General features: G+C 68.6%; 23 protein-coding genes. 9 read left to right on the top strand and 14 right to left on the bottom strand.

What is annotated here, in order from left to right:
• Nucleotides 1-398 precede the first annotated feature (398 nt).
• The gene (locus P2T65_RS12780; protein WP_055459693.1) at nucleotides 399-1433 is read left to right on the top strand and encodes an aspartate-semialdehyde dehydrogenase; all 1035 of its coding nucleotides are present in this window, start codon (nucleotides 399-401) and stop codon (nucleotides 1431-1433) included.
• 159 nt (nucleotides 1434-1592) lie between these two features.
• Here the strand turns inward: P2T65_RS12780 and P2T65_RS12775 are convergent, their stop codons facing one another.
• The 3 genes from P2T65_RS12775 to P2T65_RS12765 form a co-directional block, all read right to left on the bottom strand.
• Nucleotides 1593-2279, bottom strand: a complete 687-nt coding sequence (locus P2T65_RS12775; RefSeq protein WP_055459694.1) for a carbonic anhydrase — start codon at nucleotides 2277-2279, stop codon at nucleotides 1593-1595.
• Between the two features lie 21 nt (nucleotides 2280-2300).
• The gene (locus P2T65_RS12770) at nucleotides 2301-3266 is read right to left on the bottom strand and encodes a threonine/serine dehydratase (protein ID WP_055459901.1); all 966 of its coding nucleotides are present in this window, start codon (nucleotides 3264-3266) and stop codon (nucleotides 2301-2303) included.
• Between the two features lie 70 nt (nucleotides 3267-3336).
• Nucleotides 3337-4059, bottom strand: a complete 723-nt coding sequence (locus P2T65_RS12765) for a DUF429 domain-containing protein (RefSeq protein ID WP_071923212.1) — start codon at nucleotides 4057-4059, stop codon at nucleotides 3337-3339.
• 110 nt (nucleotides 4060-4169) lie between these two features.
• Here P2T65_RS12765 and P2T65_RS12760 point away from each other — a divergent pair, with 110 nt between their 5' ends.
• Complete coding sequence (locus P2T65_RS12760) at nucleotides 4170-5051, top strand: CoA ester lyase (protein WP_276199905.1); 882 nt, start codon at nucleotides 4170-4172, stop codon at nucleotides 5049-5051.
• 82 nt (nucleotides 5052-5133) lie between these two features.
• Here the strand turns inward: P2T65_RS12760 and metW are convergent, their stop codons facing one another.
• Together metW and P2T65_RS12750 are read right to left on the bottom strand one after the other, a co-directional pair.
• The gene (metW, locus tag P2T65_RS12755; RefSeq protein ID WP_055459697.1) at nucleotides 5134-5769 is read right to left on the bottom strand and encodes a methionine biosynthesis protein MetW; all 636 of its coding nucleotides are present in this window, start codon (nucleotides 5767-5769) and stop codon (nucleotides 5134-5136) included.
• Between the two features lie 2 nt (nucleotides 5770-5771).
• Nucleotides 5772-6941, bottom strand: coding sequence for a homoserine O-acetyltransferase (locus tag P2T65_RS12750; protein WP_055459698.1), 1170 nt, complete (start codon nucleotides 6939-6941; stop codon nucleotides 5772-5774).
• Between the two features lie 252 nt (nucleotides 6942-7193).
• Between P2T65_RS12750 and P2T65_RS12745 the strand changes: the two genes are divergently transcribed.
• The 3 genes from P2T65_RS12745 to P2T65_RS12735 are packed head-to-tail and all read left to right on the top strand — an operon-like array spanning nucleotide 7194 to nucleotide 10151.
• Complete coding sequence (locus P2T65_RS12745; RefSeq protein WP_063188282.1) at nucleotides 7194-8072, top strand: chorismate mutase; 879 nt, start codon at nucleotides 7194-7196, stop codon at nucleotides 8070-8072.
• A gap of 14 nt (nucleotides 8073-8086) precedes the next feature.
• Entirely contained in the window at nucleotides 8087-9199 is a 1113-nt protein-coding gene (gene hisC / locus P2T65_RS12740) for a histidinol-phosphate transaminase (protein ID WP_055459700.1), read from the top strand.
• On the top strand, nucleotides 9192-10151 hold the full coding sequence (locus P2T65_RS12735; RefSeq protein ID WP_055459701.1) for a prephenate/arogenate dehydrogenase family protein: 960 nt from the start codon (nucleotides 9192-9194) through the stop codon (nucleotides 10149-10151). Before hisC ends, P2T65_RS12735 begins: the two co-directional genes overlap by 8 nt.
• A gap of 12 nt (nucleotides 10152-10163) precedes the next feature.
• Here P2T65_RS12735 and P2T65_RS12730 read toward each other — a convergent pair whose 3' ends face one another.
• Nucleotides 10164-11240 carry a DUF2125 domain-containing protein gene (locus tag P2T65_RS12730; RefSeq protein WP_055459702.1) on the bottom strand — a complete coding sequence of 359 codons (1077 nt, stop codon included), beginning with the start codon at nucleotides 11238-11240 and terminating at the stop codon, nucleotides 10164-10166.
• Nucleotides 11241-11375: 135 nt separating this feature from the next.
• Between P2T65_RS12730 and P2T65_RS12725 the strand changes: the two genes are divergently transcribed.
• Nucleotides 11376-11903: a gamma-glutamylcyclotransferase gene (locus P2T65_RS12725; RefSeq protein WP_063188278.1), complete on the top strand. Its 528-nt coding sequence runs from the start codon at nucleotides 11376-11378 to the stop codon at nucleotides 11901-11903.
• A gap of 21 nt (nucleotides 11904-11924) precedes the next feature.
• On the opposite strand, the gene P2T65_RS12720 is transcribed toward P2T65_RS12725, so the two are convergent.
• The 5 genes from P2T65_RS12720 to P2T65_RS12700 all read right to left on the bottom strand — a co-directional run bounded on the left by P2T65_RS12720 (nucleotide 11925) and on the right by P2T65_RS12700 (nucleotide 15679).
• The gene (locus P2T65_RS12720; RefSeq protein WP_141659683.1) at nucleotides 11925-12356 is read right to left on the bottom strand and encodes a hypothetical protein; all 432 of its coding nucleotides are present in this window, start codon (nucleotides 12354-12356) and stop codon (nucleotides 11925-11927) included.
• Nucleotides 12357-12437: 81 nt separating this feature from the next.
• On the bottom strand, nucleotides 12438-13202 hold the full coding sequence (locus P2T65_RS12715; RefSeq protein WP_055459705.1) for a lysophospholipid acyltransferase family protein: 765 nt from the start codon (nucleotides 13200-13202) through the stop codon (nucleotides 12438-12440).
• 47 nt (nucleotides 13203-13249) lie between these two features.
• Nucleotides 13250-14002, bottom strand: a complete 753-nt coding sequence (locus P2T65_RS12710; protein WP_082464826.1) for a YdcF family protein — start codon at nucleotides 14000-14002, stop codon at nucleotides 13250-13252.
• A gap of 77 nt (nucleotides 14003-14079) precedes the next feature.
• Nucleotides 14080-15051, bottom strand: a complete 972-nt coding sequence (locus P2T65_RS12705; RefSeq protein WP_276199904.1) for an ABC transporter permease — start codon at nucleotides 15049-15051, stop codon at nucleotides 14080-14082.
• A gap of 4 nt (nucleotides 15052-15055) precedes the next feature.
• Nucleotides 15056-15679, bottom strand: a complete 624-nt coding sequence (locus P2T65_RS12700) for an ATP-binding cassette domain-containing protein (protein ID WP_276199922.1) — start codon at nucleotides 15677-15679, stop codon at nucleotides 15056-15058.
• Between the two features lie 337 nt (nucleotides 15680-16016).
• Between P2T65_RS12700 and hpt the strand changes: the two genes are divergently transcribed.
• The 3 genes from hpt to P2T65_RS12685 all read left to right on the top strand — a co-directional run bounded on the left by hpt (nucleotide 16017) and on the right by P2T65_RS12685 (nucleotide 18215).
• Entirely contained in the window at nucleotides 16017-16571 is a 555-nt protein-coding gene (hpt, locus tag P2T65_RS12695; protein ID WP_055459708.1) for a hypoxanthine phosphoribosyltransferase, read from the top strand.
• A gap of 2 nt (nucleotides 16572-16573) precedes the next feature.
• On the top strand, nucleotides 16574-16936 hold the full coding sequence (locus P2T65_RS12690; RefSeq protein WP_063188270.1) for a response regulator: 363 nt from the start codon (nucleotides 16574-16576) through the stop codon (nucleotides 16934-16936).
• Between the two features lie 115 nt (nucleotides 16937-17051).
• The gene (locus P2T65_RS12685; RefSeq protein WP_276199903.1) at nucleotides 17052-18215 is read left to right on the top strand and encodes a PLP-dependent aspartate aminotransferase family protein; all 1164 of its coding nucleotides are present in this window, start codon (nucleotides 17052-17054) and stop codon (nucleotides 18213-18215) included.
• A gap of 14 nt (nucleotides 18216-18229) precedes the next feature.
• Here the strand turns inward: P2T65_RS12685 and P2T65_RS12680 are convergent, their stop codons facing one another.
• From P2T65_RS12680 to P2T65_RS12670, 3 genes are all read right to left on the bottom strand, one after another.
• Nucleotides 18230-18793 (bottom strand): hypothetical protein, encoded by a 564-nt coding sequence (locus P2T65_RS12680; RefSeq protein WP_141659684.1) that lies wholly within the window; start codon nucleotides 18791-18793, stop codon nucleotides 18230-18232.
• 54 nt (nucleotides 18794-18847) lie between these two features.
• Nucleotides 18848-19297 carry a host attachment family protein gene (locus tag P2T65_RS12675; RefSeq protein ID WP_055459903.1) on the bottom strand — a complete coding sequence of 150 codons (450 nt, stop codon included), beginning with the start codon at nucleotides 19295-19297 and terminating at the stop codon, nucleotides 18848-18850.
• A 98-nt stretch (nucleotides 19298-19395) separates the two neighbouring features.
• Nucleotides 19396-21075 (bottom strand): acyl-CoA dehydrogenase family protein, encoded by a 1680-nt coding sequence (locus P2T65_RS12670; RefSeq protein ID WP_276199921.1) that lies wholly within the window; start codon nucleotides 21073-21075, stop codon nucleotides 19396-19398.
• Nucleotides 21076-21110 lie beyond the last annotated feature (35 nt).

Raw genomic sequence — 21110 nt, 5'->3', positions numbered from 1 at the left:
TCGTAGCGGACAAGGCTCACCGCATATGCCTGACCATCAGTTACCGCCGCGCGGCGATCTCCAAGGAGAGTCAACGACCCGTTGACGGGTAGCCGCCTGCAGTAACGTTAACGGGCCGCGCCGTGCATCCACGTCGCGCTTGACAGGACACGCCCGCCGTGGTGCAGAGACGGGTGCGGCTCGCTCTCGTTCGGCCGCGACTGGAACCGACGGACTTTCCATGGCTTCGCTGCTTGCGCTCAGCACGCTGACGAAAACGAAAGCCACGCTGACGGCCAAAACGGCCGGCTGACAGTCCGCTCGTCCCCCCGGTCCTCTCCCCACGGGGCGAGAGGAGGCGCCCGAGACGGCGCACCACGCCCAAGGGGGAGAAGCGAGAAATTCGAGGAGACAACGTGATGGGTTTCAAGGTCGCTGTCGTCGGCGCCACCGGCAATGTGGGCCGGGAGATGCTCGACATCCTGGCCGAGCGCGCCTTTCCGGCCGATGAGGTCGTGCCGCTCGCCTCGCGCCGCAGCATCGGGCAGGAGGTCTCCTACGGCGACAAGACGCTGAAGGTGAAGGACCTCGCGACCTACGACTTCTCCGATGTCGACATCTGCCTGATGTCGGCCGGCGGCGATGTGGCGCGCGAATGGGCGCCGAAGATCGGCGCCCAGGGCGTCGTGGTCATCGATAATTCCTCGGCCTTCCGCTACGACGCCGACGTGCCGCTGATCGTGCCCGAGGTGAACGCCGACGCCGTCGCGGGCTTCACCAAGCGCAACATCATCGCCAATCCGAACTGCTCGACGGCGCAGCTCGTCGTGGCGCTGAAGCCGCTGCACGATGCCGCCGGCATCAAGCGCGTGGTCGTGTCGACCTACCAGTCGGTCTCCGGCGCCGGCAAGGAGGGCATGGACGAGCTCTTCGACCAGACGCGCGCCATCTTCTCGGCCGGCGAGGTGAAGAACAACAAGTTCACCAAGCGCATCGCCTTCAACCTCATCCCCCATATCGACGTGTTCATGGAGGACGGGTTCACGAAGGAAGAGTGGAAGATGACGGCCGAGACGAAGAAGATCCTCGACCCGAAGATCAAGCTTACCGCCACCTGCGTGCGCGTGCCGGTGTTCATCGGCCATTCGGAGGCCGTGAACATCGAGTTCGAGAAGCCGATCACGGCTGACGAGGCGCGCGACATCCTGCGCTCGGCCCCCGGCTGCCTCGTCGTCGACAAGCGGGAGCCCGGCGGCTACATCACACCGCACGAGGCGGCGGGCGAGGACGCCACCTATATCAGCCGCATCCGCGAGGACGGCACTGTGGAGAATGGCCTCGCCATGTGGATCGTCTCCGACAACCTGCGCAAGGGTGCAGCCCTCAACGCGGTGCAAATCGCCGAGTGCCTCGCCAACCGCAAGCTGATCACAGCCAAGAAGAAGGCGGCCTGACCGGGCACTCGCGCGACGGCGCGCATGCCGTTGCCTGTTCAATGACCACTGATCTTTTCGTCATGGCCGGGCTTGTCCCGGCCATCCATGTCTTTGAGCCTTGCGCACCCGTCCTGGCGTGGATGCCCGCGACAGGCGCGGGCATGACGGCGGTCTTTCTTACGTGCAGCCGATCGCCGACACCCGCCCCGGCAGGTCCGCGATCACCGGTGCGAAGGCGCCTGTCTCGGGATCACGCACGAGCAGATGGCCCGTGGCGACGCCGAAGAACGCGCCATGCAGCGCCAGCCGACCCTTCTCCACCAGGATGCGCACGCAGGGAAAGGTCATGAGGTTGGCGAGGCTGTTCTCGATGGCGGCATATTCGAGCTTGCGCAGATAATCCGTCTCGGCCTCCCCGCCGCGGCGCGGGCCGAGGCGCTCCGCTGCCGGGGCGATGAGGTCCATCCACTTGCCGATGAAATCGCCGGGCGAGAGCGGCTCGGATTCCCCTGCGAAAGCGCGGATGCCGCCGCAATGGGCGTGGCCGAGCACGACGATGTGCTTCACCTTCAGCGCCTGGACGGCGAATTCAAGCGCGGCGCTGGTACCGTGGTGAGACACCTTGTCCGGCTCGTAGGGCGGCACGAGGTTGGCAACGTTGCGCACGACGAACATCTCGCCCGGCGCGGCGTCGAAGATGACCTCCGGAGAGACGCGCGAGTCGCAGCAGCCGATGATCATGATCTCCGGCCTCTGGCCCTTCTCGGCGAGATGCTCGAAGCGGTCGCGCTCGCGCGGCAGGCGTTCGTGCACGAAGGATGTGTAACCGTCCGTCAGCCGTTTCGGGAAGGGGGCGCTTGCCATGTGCCGGGTCCTCCTTGGATATCAGGCGGCGAGTGCCGCAAGGGTGGCGAGATCGACGTTGCTGCCGCAGGCGAGGATGCCGAGCCGCTCGCCACGGGCCGGCACATAGGCGCCGGCGAGGACGGCGGCAAGCGCCGTGGCCCCACCCGGCTCGGCAGCGATTCTGAGGCCGCGCCAGAGGCGGCGCTGCGCCTCGATGATCGCTTCGTCAGGCACAAGCACGACGCGCTCGACGGCACGCGATGAGATGGCATGGACGAGCGGCCCGACGTTGCGGGCGCCGAGCGAATCGGCCGCTACCGACTCGACCGGCACATCGACGGGCGCCCCGGCGGCGAGCGCGGCGTGCAACGCACATGAGCCCTCCGGCTCTACCCCGACGACCTTGACCTTGCCGCCGAACCACCAGGAGGCGATACCGGCGATGAGCCCGCCACCGCCGACAGCGACGAGCACCGTATCGAGATCCGGCACCTGCTCTTCCCACTCACGCCCGACCGTGCCCTGACCGGCAATCGTCTCGACGGCGGAGAAGGGGTGAATGCGCAGCGCCCCGCTGTCGGCCACGTAGCTGTCGCAGGCGTCCTGGGCGTCGGCATAGCGGGCGCCGCCGATGACGATGTCGGCGCCGAAGGCTCGGATAGCGGCGATCTTCGGGGCGCTGGAAATCTCGGGCACGAAGATACGTGCCTTCAAGCCGAGCTTCATCGCGGCATAAGCCACCGCCGCGCCATGGTTGCCGCCCGAGGCGGCGGCAACGCCCGCCCCCGGTACGGGCAGCGACAGGAGCGTGTTGAAGGCGCCGCGCGGTTTGAAGGAGCCAGCGTGCTGGAGGAGTTCCAGCTTGATATTGACCGGGCCTTCGAGCCCGAGATCGCCGGCGGCAAGGTCGATGACAGGCGTACGGCGGATGTGGGGCCGGATCCTCTCATGGGCGGCCTCGATTGAAGCACGCGGGAGCGGGCCTTCGGCCAGAGTGCCGTGCATGGATTTCTCCTCCGTGGTCGCGCGGACCATAGCGGCTGGGAGCGACGCCTCCAACCCTCCGTGGCTTGTCTTATGTCCAGATGGATACTGGTAAATTCGCGCCGTCACGGCCGGGCGGATCGGGGAAGCTGCGGGCTTCGCCACAGGCAATCCGCAGGGCCACGGTGAGATTGGCGAGGGCGTCGAGCACGTCGTCCGGGCCCGTACCGCGCGGGCGCAGGCCGAACGCGCCGTCGCCGAAGCCGGCGGCGCGCAGGAGGCGTTCACGAAGGGCGAGGCCCGCCGGCCAGGGGCGGCCCTTGACCTTCTTGGGCTGGTCGAGCGCCCGTTCGCCGTTGAGGCGCCAGAAGGCGACCTCGGGATGGGCCTCGAACACCCGGCCGGCGAGATCCGGCCGGCCGCGCAGCAGCGCGTCGAGCTCTCGGATCTTCGGAAAGAGATGGAAACACTGTTTCGACACCCGCCGCGGCGGATCGGAAGTCGCGAGTGCGGTGGCGCAGGCGGCGGCATAGTCACCGGCGTGGACAGCTGCGCGTGACGGCACGGAAAACACGCTCGACTGGCGCCCACCGAGCAGTGGCCGCACCAACGCCTCCGGGCCTCGCCCGCCATGACCGACGCGCTCCGGCAGGCCGATGGGCATGTCAACGGCCACGATAGCTGGCGCGTCCACGAGGCTGAAGAGATCCTCGAACCGTGGCACGACGAGGAGGCGAGGCACGAAAGGCTTTGCGGCAGGCGCCAGCGCCGCAACCCATCCGCCCGGACAACCGTCGACCCCCGCCAGCCACATGCCGCGTTCTCCGCACCCCGCCTGTCCACAGGCAGCATTCACCTTTTGCATGAGTGGCGCGGCGGCGTCGAGGCGTTATGCTGCAGCGCCGAAAAGGAGCATTCCCGCCCATGACCGAGATCCGCCCGCGCCGCAGCGCGCTCTACATGCCCGGCTCGAACGCCCGGGCCCTTGAGAAGGCGCGCAGCCTGCCGGCCGACGTCGTCATCCTCGACCTCGAGGATGCCGTGGCGCCGGATGCGAAGGAGACGGCGCGGGCCCAGGTGTCGGCAGCCGTCACGGCCGGCGGCTTCGGCCCGCGCGAGGTGATCGTGCGCGTCAACGGCCTCGACACGCCGTGGGGCGAGGAGGACCTGGCCGCTGCCATCGCCTGCGTGCCCGATGCCATCCTCCTGCCCAAGGTGTCGACCCCGGCGGTGCTCGCCACGGTCGGCCGCCGGCTGGCGACAGCGGGCGCCCCGCACAAGATCCGCATCTGGGCGATGGTGGAGACGCCGCTCGCGATTCTGAACATTGCCGAGATCGCCGCGGCAGCGGCCGACCAGGCGACGCGCCTCGAATGCTTCGTCATGGGCACCAACGATCTCGCCAAGGAGACGGGGGCGCGGCTCGTGCCCGGCCGCGCGCCCATGCTGCCCTGGCTCGCCACAAGCCTTGCCGCAGCGCGCGCACACGGGCTTTCGATCCTCGACGGCGTCTACAACAATCTCTCCGATGCGGACGGCTTCGCGGCCGAATGCGCCGAGGGCCGCGACATGGGCTTCGACGGCAAGACGCTGATCCATCCTGGCCAGATCGCGGCGGCCAATGCCGCCTTCGCGCCGGAGGAGGCCGAGGTGGCGCACGCCCGCGCCATCATCGCCGCCTTCGATGCGCCCGAGAACGCCGGCAAGGGAGCCATCAACCTTGACGGGCGCATGGTCGAACGCCTGCATGCGGCGATGGCACGGCGCACGGTGAGCCTCGCCGAAGCGATCGCAGCGCGGGAATGAGCCCTACCGCGGCAAATGCCTGCCACTCCCCGCCTCACTTGCGGGGTGTGTGGGGGCCCAACAGGAATGGAGACGCTGCCAGTCACCGCCGGCGCAACAGGAACACGCCGTTCTCGCCGAAGAGGTTCCACACCCACCAGGGCACGCTGACGCGCACGGGCTCGCCGCTGGCGTTGAGCGCCACGGCCCGCTCCATCTGCGCACCCACCTCGTCGCACAGCGCCACGAAGTCACGGATCGTGCAGAAGTGGATGTTGGGCGTGTCATACCAGGAATAGGGCAGCTTCTCCGTCACCGGCATGCGGCCCTTGAGGCCGAGCTCGAGGCGGATGCGCCAGTGGCCGAAGTTGGGAAAGGAGACGATGGCCCGGCGGCCGATGCGCAGCATGTGCTCCAGCACCTGCCGCGGCTGGCGCGTCGCCTGGATGGTCTGGGACAGGATCACGTAGTCGAAGGAATCGTCCGGATAGTCGGCAAGGTCCGTGTCGGCATCCCCCTGGATGACGGAGAGGCCGCGCGCGACGCTCTGGCTGACTCCTTCACGGGAAATCTCGATGCCGCGCCCGTCGACGCCGCGTTCGCGCATGAGCAGCGCGAGCAGCGCCCCGTCGCCACAGCCGACATCGAGCACCCGTGCCCCCGGCTCGACCATGTCGGCGACGAGCCGGTGGTCGGAACGAACTGGCAATTGGTCCGGAAAGGCTGTCGTCGCATCCATGATCACAGCCCCCGTGCCCGCGCCGCGGCGGCGAGGAAGCCGCCGGTGGTGGCGAAGAGTTCAGGCTCGTCGAGCAGGAAGGCATCGTGCCCCTTGTCACTTTCGATCTCGACGAAACTGACGGAGGCTCCCGCAGCGTTGAGCGCATGGACAACGGCCCGCGAGCCGGACGTGGGGAACAGCCAGTCCGAAGTGAAAGAGGCGACGCAGAAGCGTGTCTTCGTGCCGCGGAAAGCATTGGCCAGCACGCCGCCATGGTCGGCGGCGAGGTCGAAATAGTCCATCGCCCGCGTCACGTAGAGATAGCTGTTGGCGTCAAAGCGCTCGACGAAGGCCTCGCCCTGGTAGCGCAGGTAGCTCTCCACCTGGAAATCGGCATCGAAGGAGAAGGTCGGCGCCTCCCGGTCCTGCAGGCGGCGGCCGAACTTGCGATGCAGCGCCTTCTCGGAGAGATAGGTGATGTGCGCGCCCATGCGCGCCACGGCGAGGCCCTTGGCGGGTTTTACACCCTCCTCCAGATAGCGGCCGTGGCGCCAGTCGGGATCGGCCATCACCGCCTGGCGGCCGACCTCGTGGAAGGCGATGTTCTGGGCAGAATGGATGGCGGCGGCGGCGATCGGCATGGCCGAGAAGACGCGCTCGGGATAGCTTGCCGCCCATTGCAGCACCTGCATGCCGCCCATGGAGCCGCCCGCCACACAGAACAACGTGTCGATGCCGAGGTGATCGACGAGCATCGCCTGTGCGCGGACCATGTCGCGGATGGTGACGACGGGAAAGTCGATGCCCCACGGCTTGCCCGTCGCCGGGTTGAGGGAGGCCGGGCCCGTGGTGCCCATGCAGCCGCCAACGACATTGGCGCAGATGACGAAGAAGCGGTCGGTGTCGATGGGCCGGCCGGGACCCACCATGGTTTCCCACCAGCCCGGCTTGCCAGTCACGGGATGCGGGTTGGCGACGTGCTGGTCGCCCGTCAGGGCATGGCAGACGAGTACCGCATTGGACCGCGCGGCATTGAGTTCGCCATAGGTCTGATAGGCGATCTGCCAGGGCGCCAGAGCGACGCCGCAGTCCATAACGAGCGGCCTGTCCGGCCCGAAGCGTGCGACCGGACTCGCCGGATCGTCCACCTGCGAAGCCCCCAGCTGGCGTGCGACTGCACCTTGGACCATCGCCTCACCCGACACGTTCCGGAGCGGTCCGACCCGCGCGGCGCTCCGTTCGTTTTACCGAACCGTTTTCCTAGTGAACGAAAGGGCCGCTCGTCAACGGCAAAGGCAGCAAGACGGATGCGCGGCCGCCATACGTCGAAGGCAATGGTGTACCGACACCGATCTCTTTGCGTTCCGCCGCGCCGCGTTCTACAAGACCGGCTTTGCTGGCCCGCGATGGCGTGCGGGACGGCAGCTCATGCGGATCGGAACATGTCGCGGACCCTGCCAAACGTCGACCTCGCCGCCCTCAGGCAGGACATCGACCGCATCGACGAGGCGATGCACCGTCTGCTGATGGAGCGCGGCGAAATCATCGACCGGCTGATCGCGGTCAAGAAGACGCAGGAATCGGGCTCCGCCTTCCGCCCCGGGCGCGAGGCGGACATGATGCGCCGCCTGGCCGCGCGCCACCGAGGCATCCTGCCGCTCGACACGGCCGAGAGCATCCTGCGCGTCATCATCGCCACTTTCACCTATGTGCAGGCGCCCTATCGCGTGCATGCCGACATCTCCGGCGGCGACGCGCCGATGCGCGATTCCGCGCGCTTCCACTTCGGCTTCACCGTGCCCTACGTGCCCCACGCGAGCGCTGCCGAGGTGATCGCCGCCGTCGCCGCCTCGAAGGGCGATCTCGGCATCTTCCGTCCGGACCAGGGTACCGCCTCGGGCGCCTGGTGGGCGCGGCTCACAGGCGCGGGCGCGCCCAAGGTGATTGCGCGCCTGCCGTTCATCGAGCGGCCCGATCATCCGGCGGCGACCCCGGTCTTCGTCGTGTCGAAGCCAGTGGCCGATGCTGCCGTGCGCGAGATCGTGCTCGTCTCGGCGCGGGTGGAGCGATGGCGTGACACCGTCCCTGCCGCCATTTCCGCCCTCGGTGCCGAGGTGCTCGGCTCGGCCGGCATTGCCGGCGGCCTCTCGCTTCTCCTCTCCATGCCCGGCACGGTGACGCTTGCCGCCCTCGAAGAGGCGCTGACCGGCGCCGGTGCCGGGCGCGCGCATCTTGCCGAGATCGGCAGCCATGCGGCCCGGTTCGTCGTTCCCGAGGCGCCCTCACAGGGCGGCGGCGCCTCTTCTTCCCCCGTCCGATAGCGGAGCCCATTGCAATGGCCATCGTCACGGCCCGTCCCGAGCCTCGTCCCGGCGTGCTCAGCATCGACGCCTATGTCCCCGGCAAGAGCGCCGCGGCCGGCGTCGAGAAGGTCTATAAGCTCTCCTCCAACGAGACGCCGCTCGGCCCAAGCCCGCATGCGATCGCCGCCGTCCGCGCCGCTGCCGATCACATTGCTTATTATCCGGACGGATCGGCGACGCGCCTGCGCCATGCGATCGCCGCCAAATACGGTCTCGACGCCGGCCGCATCGTCTGCGGCGCCGGCTCGGACGAGCTGCTCAACCTCCTGACCCACGCCTATATCGGCCCGGGCGACGAGGGCCTGTTCAGCGAGCACGGCTTCCTCGTCTACCGTATCGCCATCCTGGCGGCCGGCGGCACGCCGGTGGTGGCGCCGGAGAAGAACCTGACGACCGATGTCGATGCCCTGCTCGCGCGGGTCACCGAGCGGACGAAGATCGTCTTCCTCGCCAATCCCAACAACCCGACAGGCACCTACATCCCCTTCGACGAGGTCAAGCGCCTGCACGCCGGCCTGCCGCCGCACGTTCTCCTGGTGCTCGACGCGGCTTACGCCGAATATGTGCGGCGCAACGACTATGCCTCCGGGCTCGAGCTGGTGGCGACGAGCGATAACGTCGTCATGACGCGCACCTTCTCGAAGATCTACGGGCTTGCAGGCCTTCGCCTCGGCTGGGGTTACATGCCGGCGCATGTCGCCGACGCGCTGAACCGCATCCGCGGCCCCTTCAACATCGGCGCCCCGGCGCTGGAGGCCGGCATCGCCGCGCTTGCCGACGACGCGCATATCGCGGCCTCCGTGGCGCACAACGAGGAATGGCTGCCCTGGCTGACGCGGGAGATCGAGAAGCTCGGCCTTTCCGTCACCCCGAGCGTCGGCAACTTCCTGCTCATCCACTTCCCGGACGAGGCGAAGCGCGGCGCCAGGGCGGCAGATGCCTTCCTCTCGGCCCGCGGGCTGATCCTGCGAGGGGTCGGCGCCTATGGCTTGCCGAACGCGCTGCGCCTGACGATCGGCACGGCCGAGGCCAACCGCCTCGTCGTCGCGGCGCTCGCCGATTTCCTGCGAGGGGGCGATGCCTGACCGTCTCGGCCCGCCGCGTGACACGCCGCTCTTCGAGCGGATCACTCTCATCGGCCTCGGCCTCATCGGCTCCTCGATCGCGCGGGCGGCGCGCCACCTGAAGCTCGCCGGCACGCTCGTCGCCGCCGATGCCTCGCCCGAGGTGACGGCGCGTGTGCGGGAGCTTGGCCTCGCCGATATCGCGACCACCGATGCCGCCGCGGCGGTCTCCGGAGCCGATTTGGTCATCCTGTGCGTGCCGGTCGGCGCCTATGGCGCCGTCGCCGAGGCCATCGCGCCGCAGCTCGAGTCCGGTGCCATCGTCTCCGACGTCGGCTCGGTCAAGGGCGCGGCCTTTGCCCAACTTGCGCCGCACATACCGGCAGGCGTTCATCTCGTTCCCGCCCATCCCGTCGCCGGCACCGAGCATTCCGGCCCCGATGCAGGCTTTGCGACGCTCTTCATCGATCGTTGGTCGATCCTGACCCCGCCGGAGGACGCCGATCCCGCTGCGGTCAACGCCGTGCGCAGCTTCTGGCGCGCGCTCGGCTCAAATGTCGAGGTGATGACGGCGCAGCACCACGACCTGGTGCTCGCCATCACCAGCCATGTGCCGCACCTCATCGCCTACAACATCGTCGGGACGGCGGCGGACCTCGAAGAAGTCACCCAGTCGGAGGTGATCAAATTCTCGGCCGGCGGTTTTCGCGATTTCACGCGCATCGCCGCGTCCGACCCGACCATGTGGCGCGACGTCTTCCTCAACAACAAGGAGGCGGTGCTGGAGATGCTCGGCCGCTTCAACGAGGATCTCGCGGCGCTGCAGAGGGCCATCCGCTGGGGCGACGGGCAGGCGCTGTTCGACCTCTTCACGCGCACGCGCGCCATCCGCCGCAACATCATCGCCGTCGGCCAGGAGACGGCCGAACCGGACTTCGGCCGCCGGCGGGGCGGAGACGGCGACGGGCAGTGACCGGCCCGCCGCTCAGCGCAGCGGCGCGACCGTGCCCACCTGGAAAGGACCGAGGAGGATCCGCCCGTCCGCGAAGCGGATGGGCGGCAGCCTGGTCATCCCCGGCGCACCCGGAGCCTGGGCATCGGCCCTGCCGCCGCCGAGCACGGAGAGACCTCCGGCGATGAGGCCGCCGAGTCCGTTGCCGCCGATGCCGAAGCGCGAGAGCAACCCCTCGAGGCCTGCCACCGACGCATCGATGGTGCCCTCCGGCCGATGCAGCACATCGATCCCGAGCCTTCCGCTTGCCTCCAGCGACTGCGGGCCCTTGACGAGGGCAAGGCGGGTCAGCTCCACCGCCCCATCGCGTTCCCGCCAGGCCTCCAGGCGGGTGGGGGTGGCGCCACGGGCCAATATCTCGGCATCGGTCACCGTTGCGCGCAATGTCATGTCCGCGGCGTCCGAGGTCGCGAGAAGGGCGTCTAGCTCGGGCACACTTGCCTTGCGCAGATCAAGCGCGAGGTCATAGGCACCGGGGCGCTCGGGCGCACGCCGGGCATGGAATTCCATGGCCTCCGCCTGGAAACGGCCCCCAGTCGAATCAGGCGCGCTCACCGTAAGCGTCGGCTCCGCGATGCTCACGGCGATCCGCTCGGGTAGATCGTCGGCGATGACAACGCTCGCATCGAAGCGCCGCCAGTCCAGCGTCAGGCCGGCATCGTTGACCGTGCTGCGCGCCACGAGCGGCCCCTCGACCTCCAGGATAACGTGCTGCGGGCGATAGACCTGCGAGACCGCGAGGAAGCGCTTCAGCTCGCCCGTGGCAGGGCCGATGTTGGTCTCGCCCGTGAAGGTGGCGTTCTCGCAACGCAGCTCGAAGCGGAAGGGAAAGCCTCCAACCGAGCGCTGCGGGCAGGACCAGCGGCGCCCCTCGGCCGCCTCGCGTGCCAGCCACAATTCGACCGTCTCGAGGGCCCGGGCGCGCGCGCTGAACCAGAAGACGGACCAGCCGGCGACGAGCAGCGCCAGCAGCACGACCGGAAGATAGAGCCCCCAGCGGCTGCGGCGCACGCCGGCCAGGCTGCTGTCGACCTGTTCGCTTTGGTTCAACACCCTCTCCCTTGTTGCACCGCCCCTTCCTAGCTGTTACCCGGCTTGCGGCCAAGCGGCGGCGCGGGCAAGCTCTCGGCGTCGGCGGAAACGGCCTGTCATCGACGAGACGGTTCATCGACGAGACGGAAGGGCATGGGCCACGAATCGGGCGATCTGTGGGTCTTCGGCTATGGCTCGCTGATGTGGCGGCCCGGCTTTCCCTTCATCGACCGCTTTCCCGCCCGGCTCGCCGGCTACCGGCGCTCGCTGTGCATCTATTCGCACGTCCATCGCGGCACCCCGGAGCGGCCGGGCCTCGTCCTCGGACTCGATCGCGGCGGCGCCTGCAAGGGGGTAGCCTTCCGCGTGCCGCGGCCGGAGGTCGCCGAAACGATCGCCTATCTGAGGGCACGGGAACAGGCGACGGCCGTCTATCTGGAGCGCTACCTGCCGGTGCGCCTCGACGACGGCAGGCACGTGACCGCCCTCACCTATGTGGCGGACCGTCGGCACCGCCAATATGCCGGGGAGCTGCCGCGCGAGGCGCTGCTCGCCATCGTGCGACAGGGCGTGGGCCAGTCTGGCCCCAATCCCGAATATGTGCTGAACACTTACGAGCACCTCATGGCGCTCGACGTGCATGACGCAACGCTCGCCTGGCTGGCCGCGCAGCTGCGCTGACGCCAGCCCCGCAACGCCGGATCACTGGAAGGGGCGCAGGTCCCGCGCGACGGCCGCGCGTTCCCCGGCGCTGGTGGCGAGGAGGTGGACGTGGAGCTCCACCGCGCCGCAGGCGCGCATCTGCCCGAACCAGGCGCCGTCGAAGCCCTCGGGCGAGAGCGGGGAGGAATCGCGCACCCCGACGATGCGGCGCGCCTCACCGTCACGGGCGACGGCGATGAGCACGGCGTCGAGATGCGCCTCCTGCCACATGGCCGTCATCGGATAAACCGACACGACATAGCGGCGCCCCGAGCGCCCGCGCCAGGCACGCAGCGGCAGGAGATCGCCGCCCGAGGCGACGTGGAGGGCCTCGTCCTGCACGGCCCGGCGCCCCGCAACGAGCGGGCGGGCCAACGGGCGCGCGACGGGACGGCGCGCCATGTGCATGGGAAATTGGACGACTGCGCTCATATCCGGCTCCATGTTCCCTATTTGTTCCGGACAAAGAGAGAACAAATTAACCATGTTGTCAAGCGCCGAGGCTTCAGCTGATCACGGGGCCTCCGCCCGCTCCGGTGCCGGCTGGATGGTCCCGCCGATCTCCGCAAGGCCTTCGGCATGGAGGCGGCGGGCGACGGGCTCGATCGCTTCGACCAGCGCCGGCACGAGGCTGTCGCGCGGCAGGCCGGCCGGGATCGGCGGCAGGAACTCGACCACGATGGTGCCGGGCCGGCGGATGAAGCGCCGGCGCGGCCAGTAGAGGCCGGAGTTGAGGGCGACCGGCAGGCACGGCACGCCGAGCCGGCCGTAGAGATGGGCGATGCCGTATTTGTAGGCGGGCTCGGCGCCCGGCGGCCGGCGCGTGCCCTCGGGAAAGATGATGATCTGGCGGCCGTCGCGCGCCTCCTCGGCCGCCTTCTCGGTCATGCGCACCATCGCCCGCGCGCCGCCGCGCCGGTTCACGGGCACCATGTCGGCCTTCCACAGGTACCAGCCGAAGAAGGGGATGAACATGAGCTCCCGCTTCAGGATAAAGGTGGGATCCGAGAAGAAGGGAACGAGCGCGAAGGTCTCCCACATCGACTGGTGCTTGCAGGCGACGAGGCAGCCCCCCTGCGGGATGTTGGCGAGGCCGCGCACCTCGAGACGCGTGCCGGCAATGACGCGCAGGAGCCACAGGGAGCTCCGGGCCCAGCCGCGCGCCACCGCCATCAGGGCGCGCCGCGGCAGGAGCATCGTCGGCAGGCAGATGACGAGCCACACGGCGAGGTTGGCGTAGAAGGCGATGTTGAAGGCGAGGGAACGGAGAGCGAGCATGGCATCCGGCGGCATCTGCGCGCGCGGGCCGGCGCGCCGCTGACCGCCTAGCGCAGCACGGGAACGGTCGCAACCGGTTTGCGGCCGCCGACGAAGACCGCGACGCGCGAATCTTCCGGATCGCGCTCCACATAGGTGCGCGCCACCGCGACGAGATACTTCAGATATTCCATGAAGAGCAGCTTCGCGGCCACGGGGTCGCGCCACCACCGCTCTGTGTCGATGCGGTCGGCCGAGACGGCATGCGGCACGAGTTCGGTCTCGGGCAGGACATTGCCGAGCTCCACCAGCGAGCGCGGCATGTGGTAGTTCGACGTCACCACGATCAGCGAGCGGAAGGCGTGCTGTTGCACCCAGCGCCGCGTCTCGATGGCGTTGCCGATCGTATTGCGCGCCCGGTAGTCGAGATCGACGCAGCAGTCGACGAGATCGCCGAGTTCCGGGTTGAGATCGGCGAGTTGGGCCGGCGTCGTGTGCTTGTTGACGCCGCTGATCAGGAGACGGCGGGCATAGCCTTGCTTCAGCAGGTCGGCAGCATCGGCGATGCGCTGGGCGCCGCCGGTCAGGGCCACCACGGCATCGGCGCTCGCGTTCACCCGCCGCTCCGCGCGCCCGACCATGTCGGTGAACACGAAGAAGCCGACGGCGAAGGCAAGGCAGGCGAGAAGGCCGGCCGCAGCCACGCCACGGCGCAGTACCAGCCATCCCCTGCCGCGCCGCGGGGGCACTGCCGTCGCCACGGCGGACGGCTCGCCTTCGGCAGGATCGACCGCGACCGGCTCGTTGCCCACGACGCTCATGCTTTCAACCTTTCGCCGCGAAGCATAACGACGAATGCGGCGGGCACTAGGCAGAAAGCGCGCACAGCCACGCGTTGTCAGCCCAGCCCACTCAGGTGACGGCGCACCGTGACGCGCGAGACGAGCGCCGTCACGGCGGCGACGATCGCCGCCACCACGACGACGGCGCCATAGCCGCGCCAGCCGATGTCGAAAGCCCCGAACAGCGCCTCGATCTGATCGCCGCCCGGACTCGCGCGCCAGTAGCCGGCGAGGAAGCCGAGCGCCGCGATGAGCAGGATGGCCGCCAGGCAGCCGATGGCCCCGCCCTTGAGGCCGAGGCCGAGGAACCTCAGCTGGAACTCGCGGGCGATGAAGCGGTCATCCGCGCCCACGAAATGCAGCACCTCCAGGATCTCGCGGCTGCTCGCCACGGCCCCGCGCGTCGCGAAGGCGATGGCCAGCGCCGCCGCCGTGAGCACCAGGCCGACGATGGCGAGCGCGATGACGACGAGGGTGCCCGCCATGGTCGACAGGCGCGCGATCCACAGGCGGTGATCGTCGAGGCTCGCGGTCGGCACCTGCTCGGCCAGTTGCTGCTTCATGCCGGCAAGGTCCGGCGTGATGCCGCCCTTGAGGCGGACGACGACAAGCCGCGGCACCGGCAGTTCGACGAGGTCGAGCCCCGTGCCGAGCCAGGGCGCCAGCAGCCGCTCCGCCTCCTCCTTCGAATAGACGGAGACGGAATCGACCTGCGGGTCGGCACCCGCCACCGCGGTGGCAGTGGCGACATCGGCCTCGATGTCACGCTGGGTGTTGGGCTTCACCTGGATGGTGACCTCGCGCGAGATCGAGGAGCGCCATTCGGCCGAGACGCCGGCGACGAGCTCGGCGGCACCGGCCGCGAGCGCGGCGAGGAAGGTCAGGATGGCGATGACGGTGACGAGCGCCCGGCCGGCGACCGAATCGGCCGGGACGAGCGGCTGGTTGCGCCGCAGCGTCTCTGGCAGCGGCCCGAGGTCGGGCTCTGCGACCGGTTGGACGGTGGTCTGTTCGGCGCGGCGCATCATGCGATCACTCGTAGATATGCAGGCGGCCTTCGCCAAGCACCAGGCGCCGAGCGTCCACCTGATCCATGAGCACAAGATCGTGCGTGGCGATGATCACCGACGTGCCGAGCCGGTTGAGCTCCACGAAGAGGCGCAGCAGGCGTCTGGCGAGGCTGGGGTCAACATTGCCGGTCGGCTCGTCGGCAAGGAGTAGCTCCGGCCGGGCGATGAGGGCGCGGGCAATGGCCGCGCGCTGCTTTTCGCCGCCCGAGAGCACAGGCGGCAGCACGTGCATGCGTTCGCCGAGGCCAACCCAGCGCAGCAGTTCCACCACCTCGGCACGGTAGCCCGCTTCCTCCCGCCCCTGCACGCGCAGCGGCAGAGCGACGTTCTCGTATGTGGTGAGATGGTCGAGCAGCCGGAAGTCCTGGAAGACGACGCCCATGCGCCGGCGCAGGGCTGTCAACGCGTCCCCGCCGATCTGGGATACATCCTCGCCGAACAGCGTGATGAGGCCCCGCGTGGGCTTGAGCGCGAGAAGAATGAGGCGCAGCAGCGTCGTCTTGCCCGCGCCCGACGGGCCGGTCAGGAACTGGAACGAGCGCGGCTCGATCGAGAACGTCAGGTCTCTCAGCACCTCCGGCCCCATGCCGTAGCGCAGTCCGACATTGTCGAAACGAACCACCAGTCACCTCCTCGCGGCCGCGGCGCGTTCACGGTTCGTTAACCATGAGGGCCGACCAATTGGTGTTACGCGGATGCCTGTCCTACCCGGGGCAGGCCGCGCAAGCCAGCCTGATTCGCCATGCCCATTGTCTGTCCTTCCCGCGCCAACGCCTATAGGGTCATACGCGCGGAGGCGCGGGCGCCCCGGCAGCGGATGGATCCGCGCCCGGACCCTGCCCGCCCGTCCTACTTGCACCCATCGCCGGTGGCGGCTAAGCGGCAGCGTGCGCTTCGCCGTGGGCAACGATAAAGGCCAGACCATGCAGACCAAGAGCATCCGGGTTCTGTTCGACGAGAGCAAGATCGCCGCCCGCAACGAGGACATCGCCAGGGCCGTAGCGGCCTCCAAGCCGCACGACCTGCTCGTCGTCGCCGTGCTCAAGGGCAGTTTCATGTTCGCGGCCGATCTCATTCGCGCGCTGCACAGGGCCGGGCTCGAGCCGCAGGTCGAGTTCGTGCACATGTCGAGCTATCGCGAGGCAACCGTTTCCTCCGGGCAGGTCGAAATCCTGAAGGATGTCGAGAGCGACGTACGCGACCGCGACGTGCTGCTCGTCGACGACATCCTCGAATCGGGCCGCACCCTCGCCTTCGCAAAAGACCTTCTGATGGCGCGCGGCGCGCGCACCGTGAAATCCGCCGTCCTGCTCGAGAAGCCGGGCAAGCGCGCGGTTCAGATCGATGCCGACTACATCGGCTTCGAATGCCCGGACCTGTTCGTGGTCGGCTACGGCATGGACGTCGCCCACCGCTACCGGCAACTGCCGTTCGTCGGCGTCGTGGAGACAGAAGACAAGGACCGCAAGGAGCAGTGACGATGGCGCATATTCTGCTCGTCGACGATGAGGAAGGCGTCCGCGGCTTCCTGAAGCGCGGGCTGGAGATCGACGGCCATGCGGTCGTCACGGCCATCGACGGCGAGGACGGCCTTGCCCGTCTCGACCAGCACAAGGGCCGTTTCGACCTCCTGCTCACCGATATCCGCATGCCCATCATGGACGGGATCGCCCTCGCGCATGCGGCCAAGCGCTCCTACCCCGAGCTTCCGGTCATGTTGATGACCGGCTTCGCCGACCAGCGCGAGCGGGCAGGTTCCCTCGACGGCATCGTCATCGACGTCCTGACAAAACCCTTCTCACTGGCGGACCTGCGCACGAGCGTGCGGGACGCGTTGAGCTGAAGGCGGCCACCGCCATGCGCCCGGCGCAGTCGGACGCTTCGTCGCGCCGCTTGCGTCGCCTGCCGGCTGGCGTCATATGCACGCATCCCGGTTCGCGCGCCGCAAGGAGCTTCCCATGACCGCGCCCCAGAAGCCCTGGTCCGCCCGCACCCTCGCCGCGCAGGCCATGGGTGTCACCGATCCGGTGACCAAGGCCGTGGTGCCGCCCATCCATGTCGCGACGACCTATATCCGGGACGAGGACAACGCCTATTCGTCGGGCTACGTCTACGGCCGGCCCGACAACGCCACGACGCGCGAGGCCGAGGCCGTCCTCGCCATGCTGGAGGGGGGCAAGGAGGCGCTGCTCTTCGGCTCAGGCATGGCCGCAGCCACTGCCCTTTTCCAGGCGCTCGACCCCGGCGACCACATTGTCGCGCCGACCGTGATGTACTGGGCGCTGCGCCACTGGCTGGCGAACGAGGCCAGGCGCTGGGGCCTCCTCGTCGATTTCGTCGATACCGCCGATCTTGACGCACTGCGCGCCGCCGTCACGCCCGGCCGCACCAGGCTCGTCTGGATTGAGACCCCGTCTAACCCGCTGTGGACGATCACCGACATTGCCGCCGCCGCCGAGATCGCCCATGCAGCCGGCGCGCGCCTTGCGGTCGATTCCACCACCGCCTCGCCCTTCCACAGCCAGCCGCTGGCGCTCGGCGCCGATATCGTGATGCATGCGGCGACAAAGATCCTCAACGGCCATTCGGATGTCGTCGCCGGGGCCCTCGTCACCGCTGCAGAGGACGACTTCTGGGCCCGCATCACGACGATCCGCCGGGGCCAGGGCGGCATCCTCGGCCCCTTCGAGGCCTATCTCCTGATGCGCGGTATGCGCACCTTCCACTTGCGCGCCGCGGCCCAGAGCGCCTCGGCTGCAACGCTCGCCGAACGGCTCGCCGCTCATCCCGCGGTGGCGAAGGTGCTCTATCCGGGCCTGCCGGGCCACCCTGGCCATGCCGTCGCGGCCCGGCAGATGGTGAACGGCTTCGGCTACATGCTGTCGATCCGGCTCGCAGCCGGCCCACAGGCGGCCATCGCGACGGCCGCGAAGGTCCAGTTGTGGAAACGGGCGACTTCCCTCGGCGGCGTCGAGAGCCTGATCGAGCATCGCGCCTCCATCGAGGGGGCGGGATCGCCCTGCCCGCCCGATCTCCTGCGCCTGTCGGTCGGCATCGAGGATCCGCAGGATCTCTACGATGACCTGTCCTCCGCGCTCGAGCGGGCGACCCGGCACGGCTGAGACCGCATCCGACGTCAGCCCCCGACCGCGGGGCGCGGTGCCGCCTTCCGGCACGCTTCGCCGCTTCCGTGCGACGCCGAGTCCGTCCGGCCGCCGAGGGCCACGACGAGATTGCGCGCGGCAGAGCGTACAAGCCGGGCGACAGCCGGCAGATCGACGGCATCGACGGCCGGCGCGCGGCGGGCGAGCCCTTCGGCCACAAGCGCTTCAAGGCCCGCTTCCGACACCAGCATGTAGCGCGTGAATGGCCGAAATGTGCCCGGGCTCGTCTCCAGCCGCACCAGCATCTTGTCATCGGGACCGACACAGGCGAGCGCTTGGGTGACGTTGATGGCGCCGGCCCGGTTCAAGGTGAAGCGCAGGGACCGGCAAACGTCGGCCGCGACGAACCACAACCCGCCAGCGCGTTCCACGAACCGCACCTCGTCGCCGGTCTCCGGCCAAGGCAGGCGAAAAACGGTATCGGCTTCGAAACTCTCCAGGGCCCACCCCATCGCCGGTACGCTCCCCTCGCTCGTTGCGCCATTCCGATAGCTGACAACGCAACGCGCGGCGTGGCAACACCCGCCGGCAGCCATGGGGCTTTTGCAGGAGCGCCCGCGCGGCACCACCTGGCGGGTGGCGCAGGCACTTCAGGCCGTCAGGACCTTCTCGATATCGTAGACCGGGTGGGAGGTGAGCGTCTTGTCCACCTCGGCGACGATGCGCTCGCTGACCTCCTTGTGGAAGGCCTTGCGCAATTCGCCGAGCGTCTGCGGCGGAGCGACGACGACAAGCCGCTCGAATCGCTTTTCGTGCGCCGCCCGGTAGAGTGTTTCTGCCACCTCGCTCGCGAATCGATCCTTGGCGAGACGGTGCCAGTCCGTCGGCTCGATGGCACTCTTGTTGTTGCTGGGCCGGCCACGGTTCATGCGGCCCGGCACGTCCGTAGCCTGCTCGCGATTGGGCGGATTGTCCTGCGCGAAGACATTCTCGACGACAAGGTTCGGATAGGCGGCGTCCCCCTCGTTGCGGAATAAGAGCGCCTTCTCTCCGTCGCCGACGAGAACCCAGGTGTCGTGGGCAAGGCGTAGTCCGCTCATCATGGTCCTCCTTGGCTGCACTGACTTATGTGGGAAGCGGGCACGCGCGATGCCAGACACGCGCGTGAAAGCCCTTCAGGAAGCGAACACGGCAAAGGTCAGGACAGTTCCTCGATCAGGCGGCGGGCGATGACCTGGGCCTGGATCTCGGCAGCGCCTTCAAAGATCGACAGGATGCGCGCATCGCACAGCACGCGCGACACCGGATATTCGAGCGCAAAGCCGTTGCCGCCGTGGATCTGCACAGCATTGTCTGCCGCCGCCCAGGCGACGCGGGCTGCCAGAAGCTTCGCCATGCCAGCCTCGAGATCGCAACGCCGGCCCTCGTCCTTGGCGCGGGCGGCGAAATAGGTGAGCTGACGGGCAAGCATGATCTCGACCGCCATCATGACGAGCTTGTCGGCAACCCGCGGGAAGTGGATGAGGCTCTTGCCGAACTGCATCCGCTCCTCGCCATAGCGCAGGCCGAGCTCGAAGGCCGATTGCGCGACGCCAATGGCGCGCGCCGCCGTCTGGATGCGGGCCGCCTCGAAGGTCTGCATCAGTTGCTTGAAACCCTGCCCCTCGTGCCCGCCGAGAAGATTGGCCGCCGGCACCTCGAAGCCATCGAAGGCGAGTTCGTACTCCTTCATGCCGCGATAGCCGAGCACCTCGATCTCGCCACCCGTCAACCCCGCCACCGGGAAGGGGTCTTCATCCGTGCCGCGCGGTTTCTCGGCCAGCAGGATGGAAAGGCCGCGGTGGCCGGGCTCGGCCGGGTCGGTGCGCACGAGCAGGGTCATGAGGTCGGCACGCACGGGATGCGTGATCCAGGTCTTGTTGCCGTGGACCTTGTAGACTTCGCCCTCGCGCAGGGCGCGCGCCTTCAGGGACGCGAGGTCCGAACCGGTGTTCGGCTCCGTGAAGACCGCCGTCGGCAGGATCTCTCCGCTCGCGATCTTCGGCAGGAAACGTGCTTTCTGCTCCTCCGTGCCGCCGCCGAGGATCAGTTCGGCCGCGATCTCGGAGCGCGTGCCGAGGGAGCCGACGCCGATATAGCCGCGCGACAGCTCCTCCGAGACGACGCACATGGACACCTTGGACAGTCCCATGCCGCCGTATTGCTCGGGGATGGTGAGGCCGAAGACACCGAGCGCGGCCATGTCGGCGATGATCTCGAGCGGAATGTAGCTGTTGCTGCGATGCCAGTCCTGCGCGTGCGGCATGACCTCCGCATCGGCGAACCGGCGCATCTCGGCGCGGATGGCCTCGAGCGTCTCGTCGAGACCGGTGTCGCCGATGCTCGAGGCGCCATCGCGCTGGCGGATGAGCATCGCCAGCCGGGCACGGTTTTCAGCCGTATTGCCTTGAGCTATGAGCGTCCGCAGCGCCGGTGTACGCAAGGTGGCAAGCGCCGCTTCGTCGAAACTGAAGACATCAGGCCGCACGATCTCGCCCTGGCTCATGGGGATGCCGCCGAAGACCTGCGCGCAATATTCGCCCGCGCCTAAGGCGAGGATGAGTTCCTCCACCTCGCCGAAGCGGCCTTCCCCGGCGAGCCGATCGGCCCAGGCGGCGAGCTCGCGCACGGCCGTGGCATAGGTCGCGATCCAGGCGAGACCATGGGCCATGTGCTGGGCGCGGTCGAGCCTGTCCGGCGCGATACGCCCCTCCATCATGACGGTGATCCGTGTCGCCTCTGTCGCGGTCCCTGTCAGTGCGCCGAGTGCCTTGGCCGCCTCGCGGGCGAGGGTGCGCAGATCGGTCGGTATCGTGCTCGCGGCAGCGGCAGGGCTCATCATGTCTCCCTTTCGTTATCGTTTCTTAATGGAGC

The sequence above is a fragment of the Chelatococcus sp. XZ-Ab1 genome, from assembly GCF_029309855.1.
GTDB lineage: Bacteria > Pseudomonadota > Alphaproteobacteria > Rhizobiales > Beijerinckiaceae > Chelatococcus_A > Chelatococcus_A sambhunathii.
Note: the sequence above shows the minus strand (reverse complement) of the source record. Positions and strands in the feature narration are given on the sequence as shown.

What these genes read in the sequence shown, in the direction of transcription:
- P2T65_RS12735 (WP_055459701.1), top strand. Translation starts at nt 9,192, where the DNA reads ATGCCTGACCGTCTCGGCCCGCCGCGTGACACGCCGCTCTTCGAGCGG.
- P2T65_RS12745 (WP_063188282.1), top strand. Translation starts at nt 7,194, where the DNA reads ATGTCGCGGACCCTGCCAAACGTCGACCTCGCCGCCCTCAGGCAGGAC.
- P2T65_RS12705 (WP_276199904.1), bottom strand. Translation starts at nt 15,051, where the DNA reads ATGATGCGCCGCGCCGAACAGACCACCGTCCAACCGGTCGCAGAGCCC.
- P2T65_RS12720 (WP_141659683.1), bottom strand. Translation starts at nt 12,356, where the DNA reads ATGAGCGCAGTCGTCCAATTTCCCATGCACATGGCGCGCCGTCCCGTC.
- P2T65_RS12710 (WP_082464826.1), bottom strand. Translation starts at nt 14,002, where the DNA reads ATGAGCGTCGTGGGCAACGAGCCGGTCGCGGTCGATCCTGCCGAAGGC.
- hpt (WP_055459708.1), top strand. Translation starts at nt 16,017, where the DNA reads ATGCAGACCAAGAGCATCCGGGTTCTGTTCGACGAGAGCAAGATCGCC.
- metW (WP_055459697.1), bottom strand. Translation starts at nt 5,769, where the DNA reads ATGGATGCGACGACAGCCTTTCCGGACCAATTGCCAGTTCGTTCCGAC.
- P2T65_RS12775 (WP_055459694.1), bottom strand. Translation starts at nt 2,279, where the DNA reads ATGGCAAGCGCCCCCTTCCCGAAACGGCTGACGGACGGTTACACATCC.
- P2T65_RS12770 (WP_055459901.1), bottom strand. Translation starts at nt 3,266, where the DNA reads ATGCACGGCACTCTGGCCGAAGGCCCGCTCCCGCGTGCTTCAATCGAG.
- P2T65_RS12675 (WP_055459903.1), bottom strand. Translation starts at nt 19,297, where the DNA reads ATGAGCGGACTACGCCTTGCCCACGACACCTGGGTTCTCGTCGGCGAC.
- hisC (WP_055459700.1), top strand. Translation starts at nt 8,087, where the DNA reads ATGGCCATCGTCACGGCCCGTCCCGAGCCTCGTCCCGGCGTGCTCAGC.
- P2T65_RS12765 (WP_071923212.1), bottom strand. Translation starts at nt 4,059, where the DNA reads ATGTGGCTGGCGGGGGTCGACGGTTGTCCGGGCGGATGGGTTGCGGCG.
- P2T65_RS12670 (WP_276199921.1), bottom strand. Translation starts at nt 21,075, where the DNA reads ATGAGCCCTGCCGCTGCCGCGAGCACGATACCGACCGATCTGCGCACC.
- P2T65_RS12700 (WP_276199922.1), bottom strand. Translation starts at nt 15,679, where the DNA reads ATGGGGCCGGAGGTGCTGAGAGACCTGACGTTCTCGATCGAGCCGCGC.
- P2T65_RS12780 (WP_055459693.1), top strand. Translation starts at nt 399, where the DNA reads ATGGGTTTCAAGGTCGCTGTCGTCGGCGCCACCGGCAATGTGGGCCGG.
- P2T65_RS12715 (WP_055459705.1), bottom strand. Translation starts at nt 13,202, where the DNA reads ATGCTCGCTCTCCGTTCCCTCGCCTTCAACATCGCCTTCTACGCCAAC.
- P2T65_RS12685 (WP_276199903.1), top strand. Translation starts at nt 17,052, where the DNA reads ATGACCGCGCCCCAGAAGCCCTGGTCCGCCCGCACCCTCGCCGCGCAG.
- P2T65_RS12750 (WP_055459698.1), bottom strand. Translation starts at nt 6,941, where the DNA reads ATGGTCCAAGGTGCAGTCGCACGCCAGCTGGGGGCTTCGCAGGTGGAC.
- P2T65_RS12680 (WP_141659684.1), bottom strand. Translation starts at nt 18,793, where the DNA reads ATGGCTGCCGGCGGGTGTTGCCACGCCGCGCGTTGCGTTGTCAGCTAT.
- P2T65_RS12760 (WP_276199905.1), top strand. Translation starts at nt 4,170, where the DNA reads ATGACCGAGATCCGCCCGCGCCGCAGCGCGCTCTACATGCCCGGCTCG.
- P2T65_RS12690 (WP_063188270.1), top strand. Translation starts at nt 16,574, where the DNA reads ATGGCGCATATTCTGCTCGTCGACGATGAGGAAGGCGTCCGCGGCTTC.
- P2T65_RS12725 (WP_063188278.1), top strand. Translation starts at nt 11,376, where the DNA reads ATGGGCCACGAATCGGGCGATCTGTGGGTCTTCGGCTATGGCTCGCTG.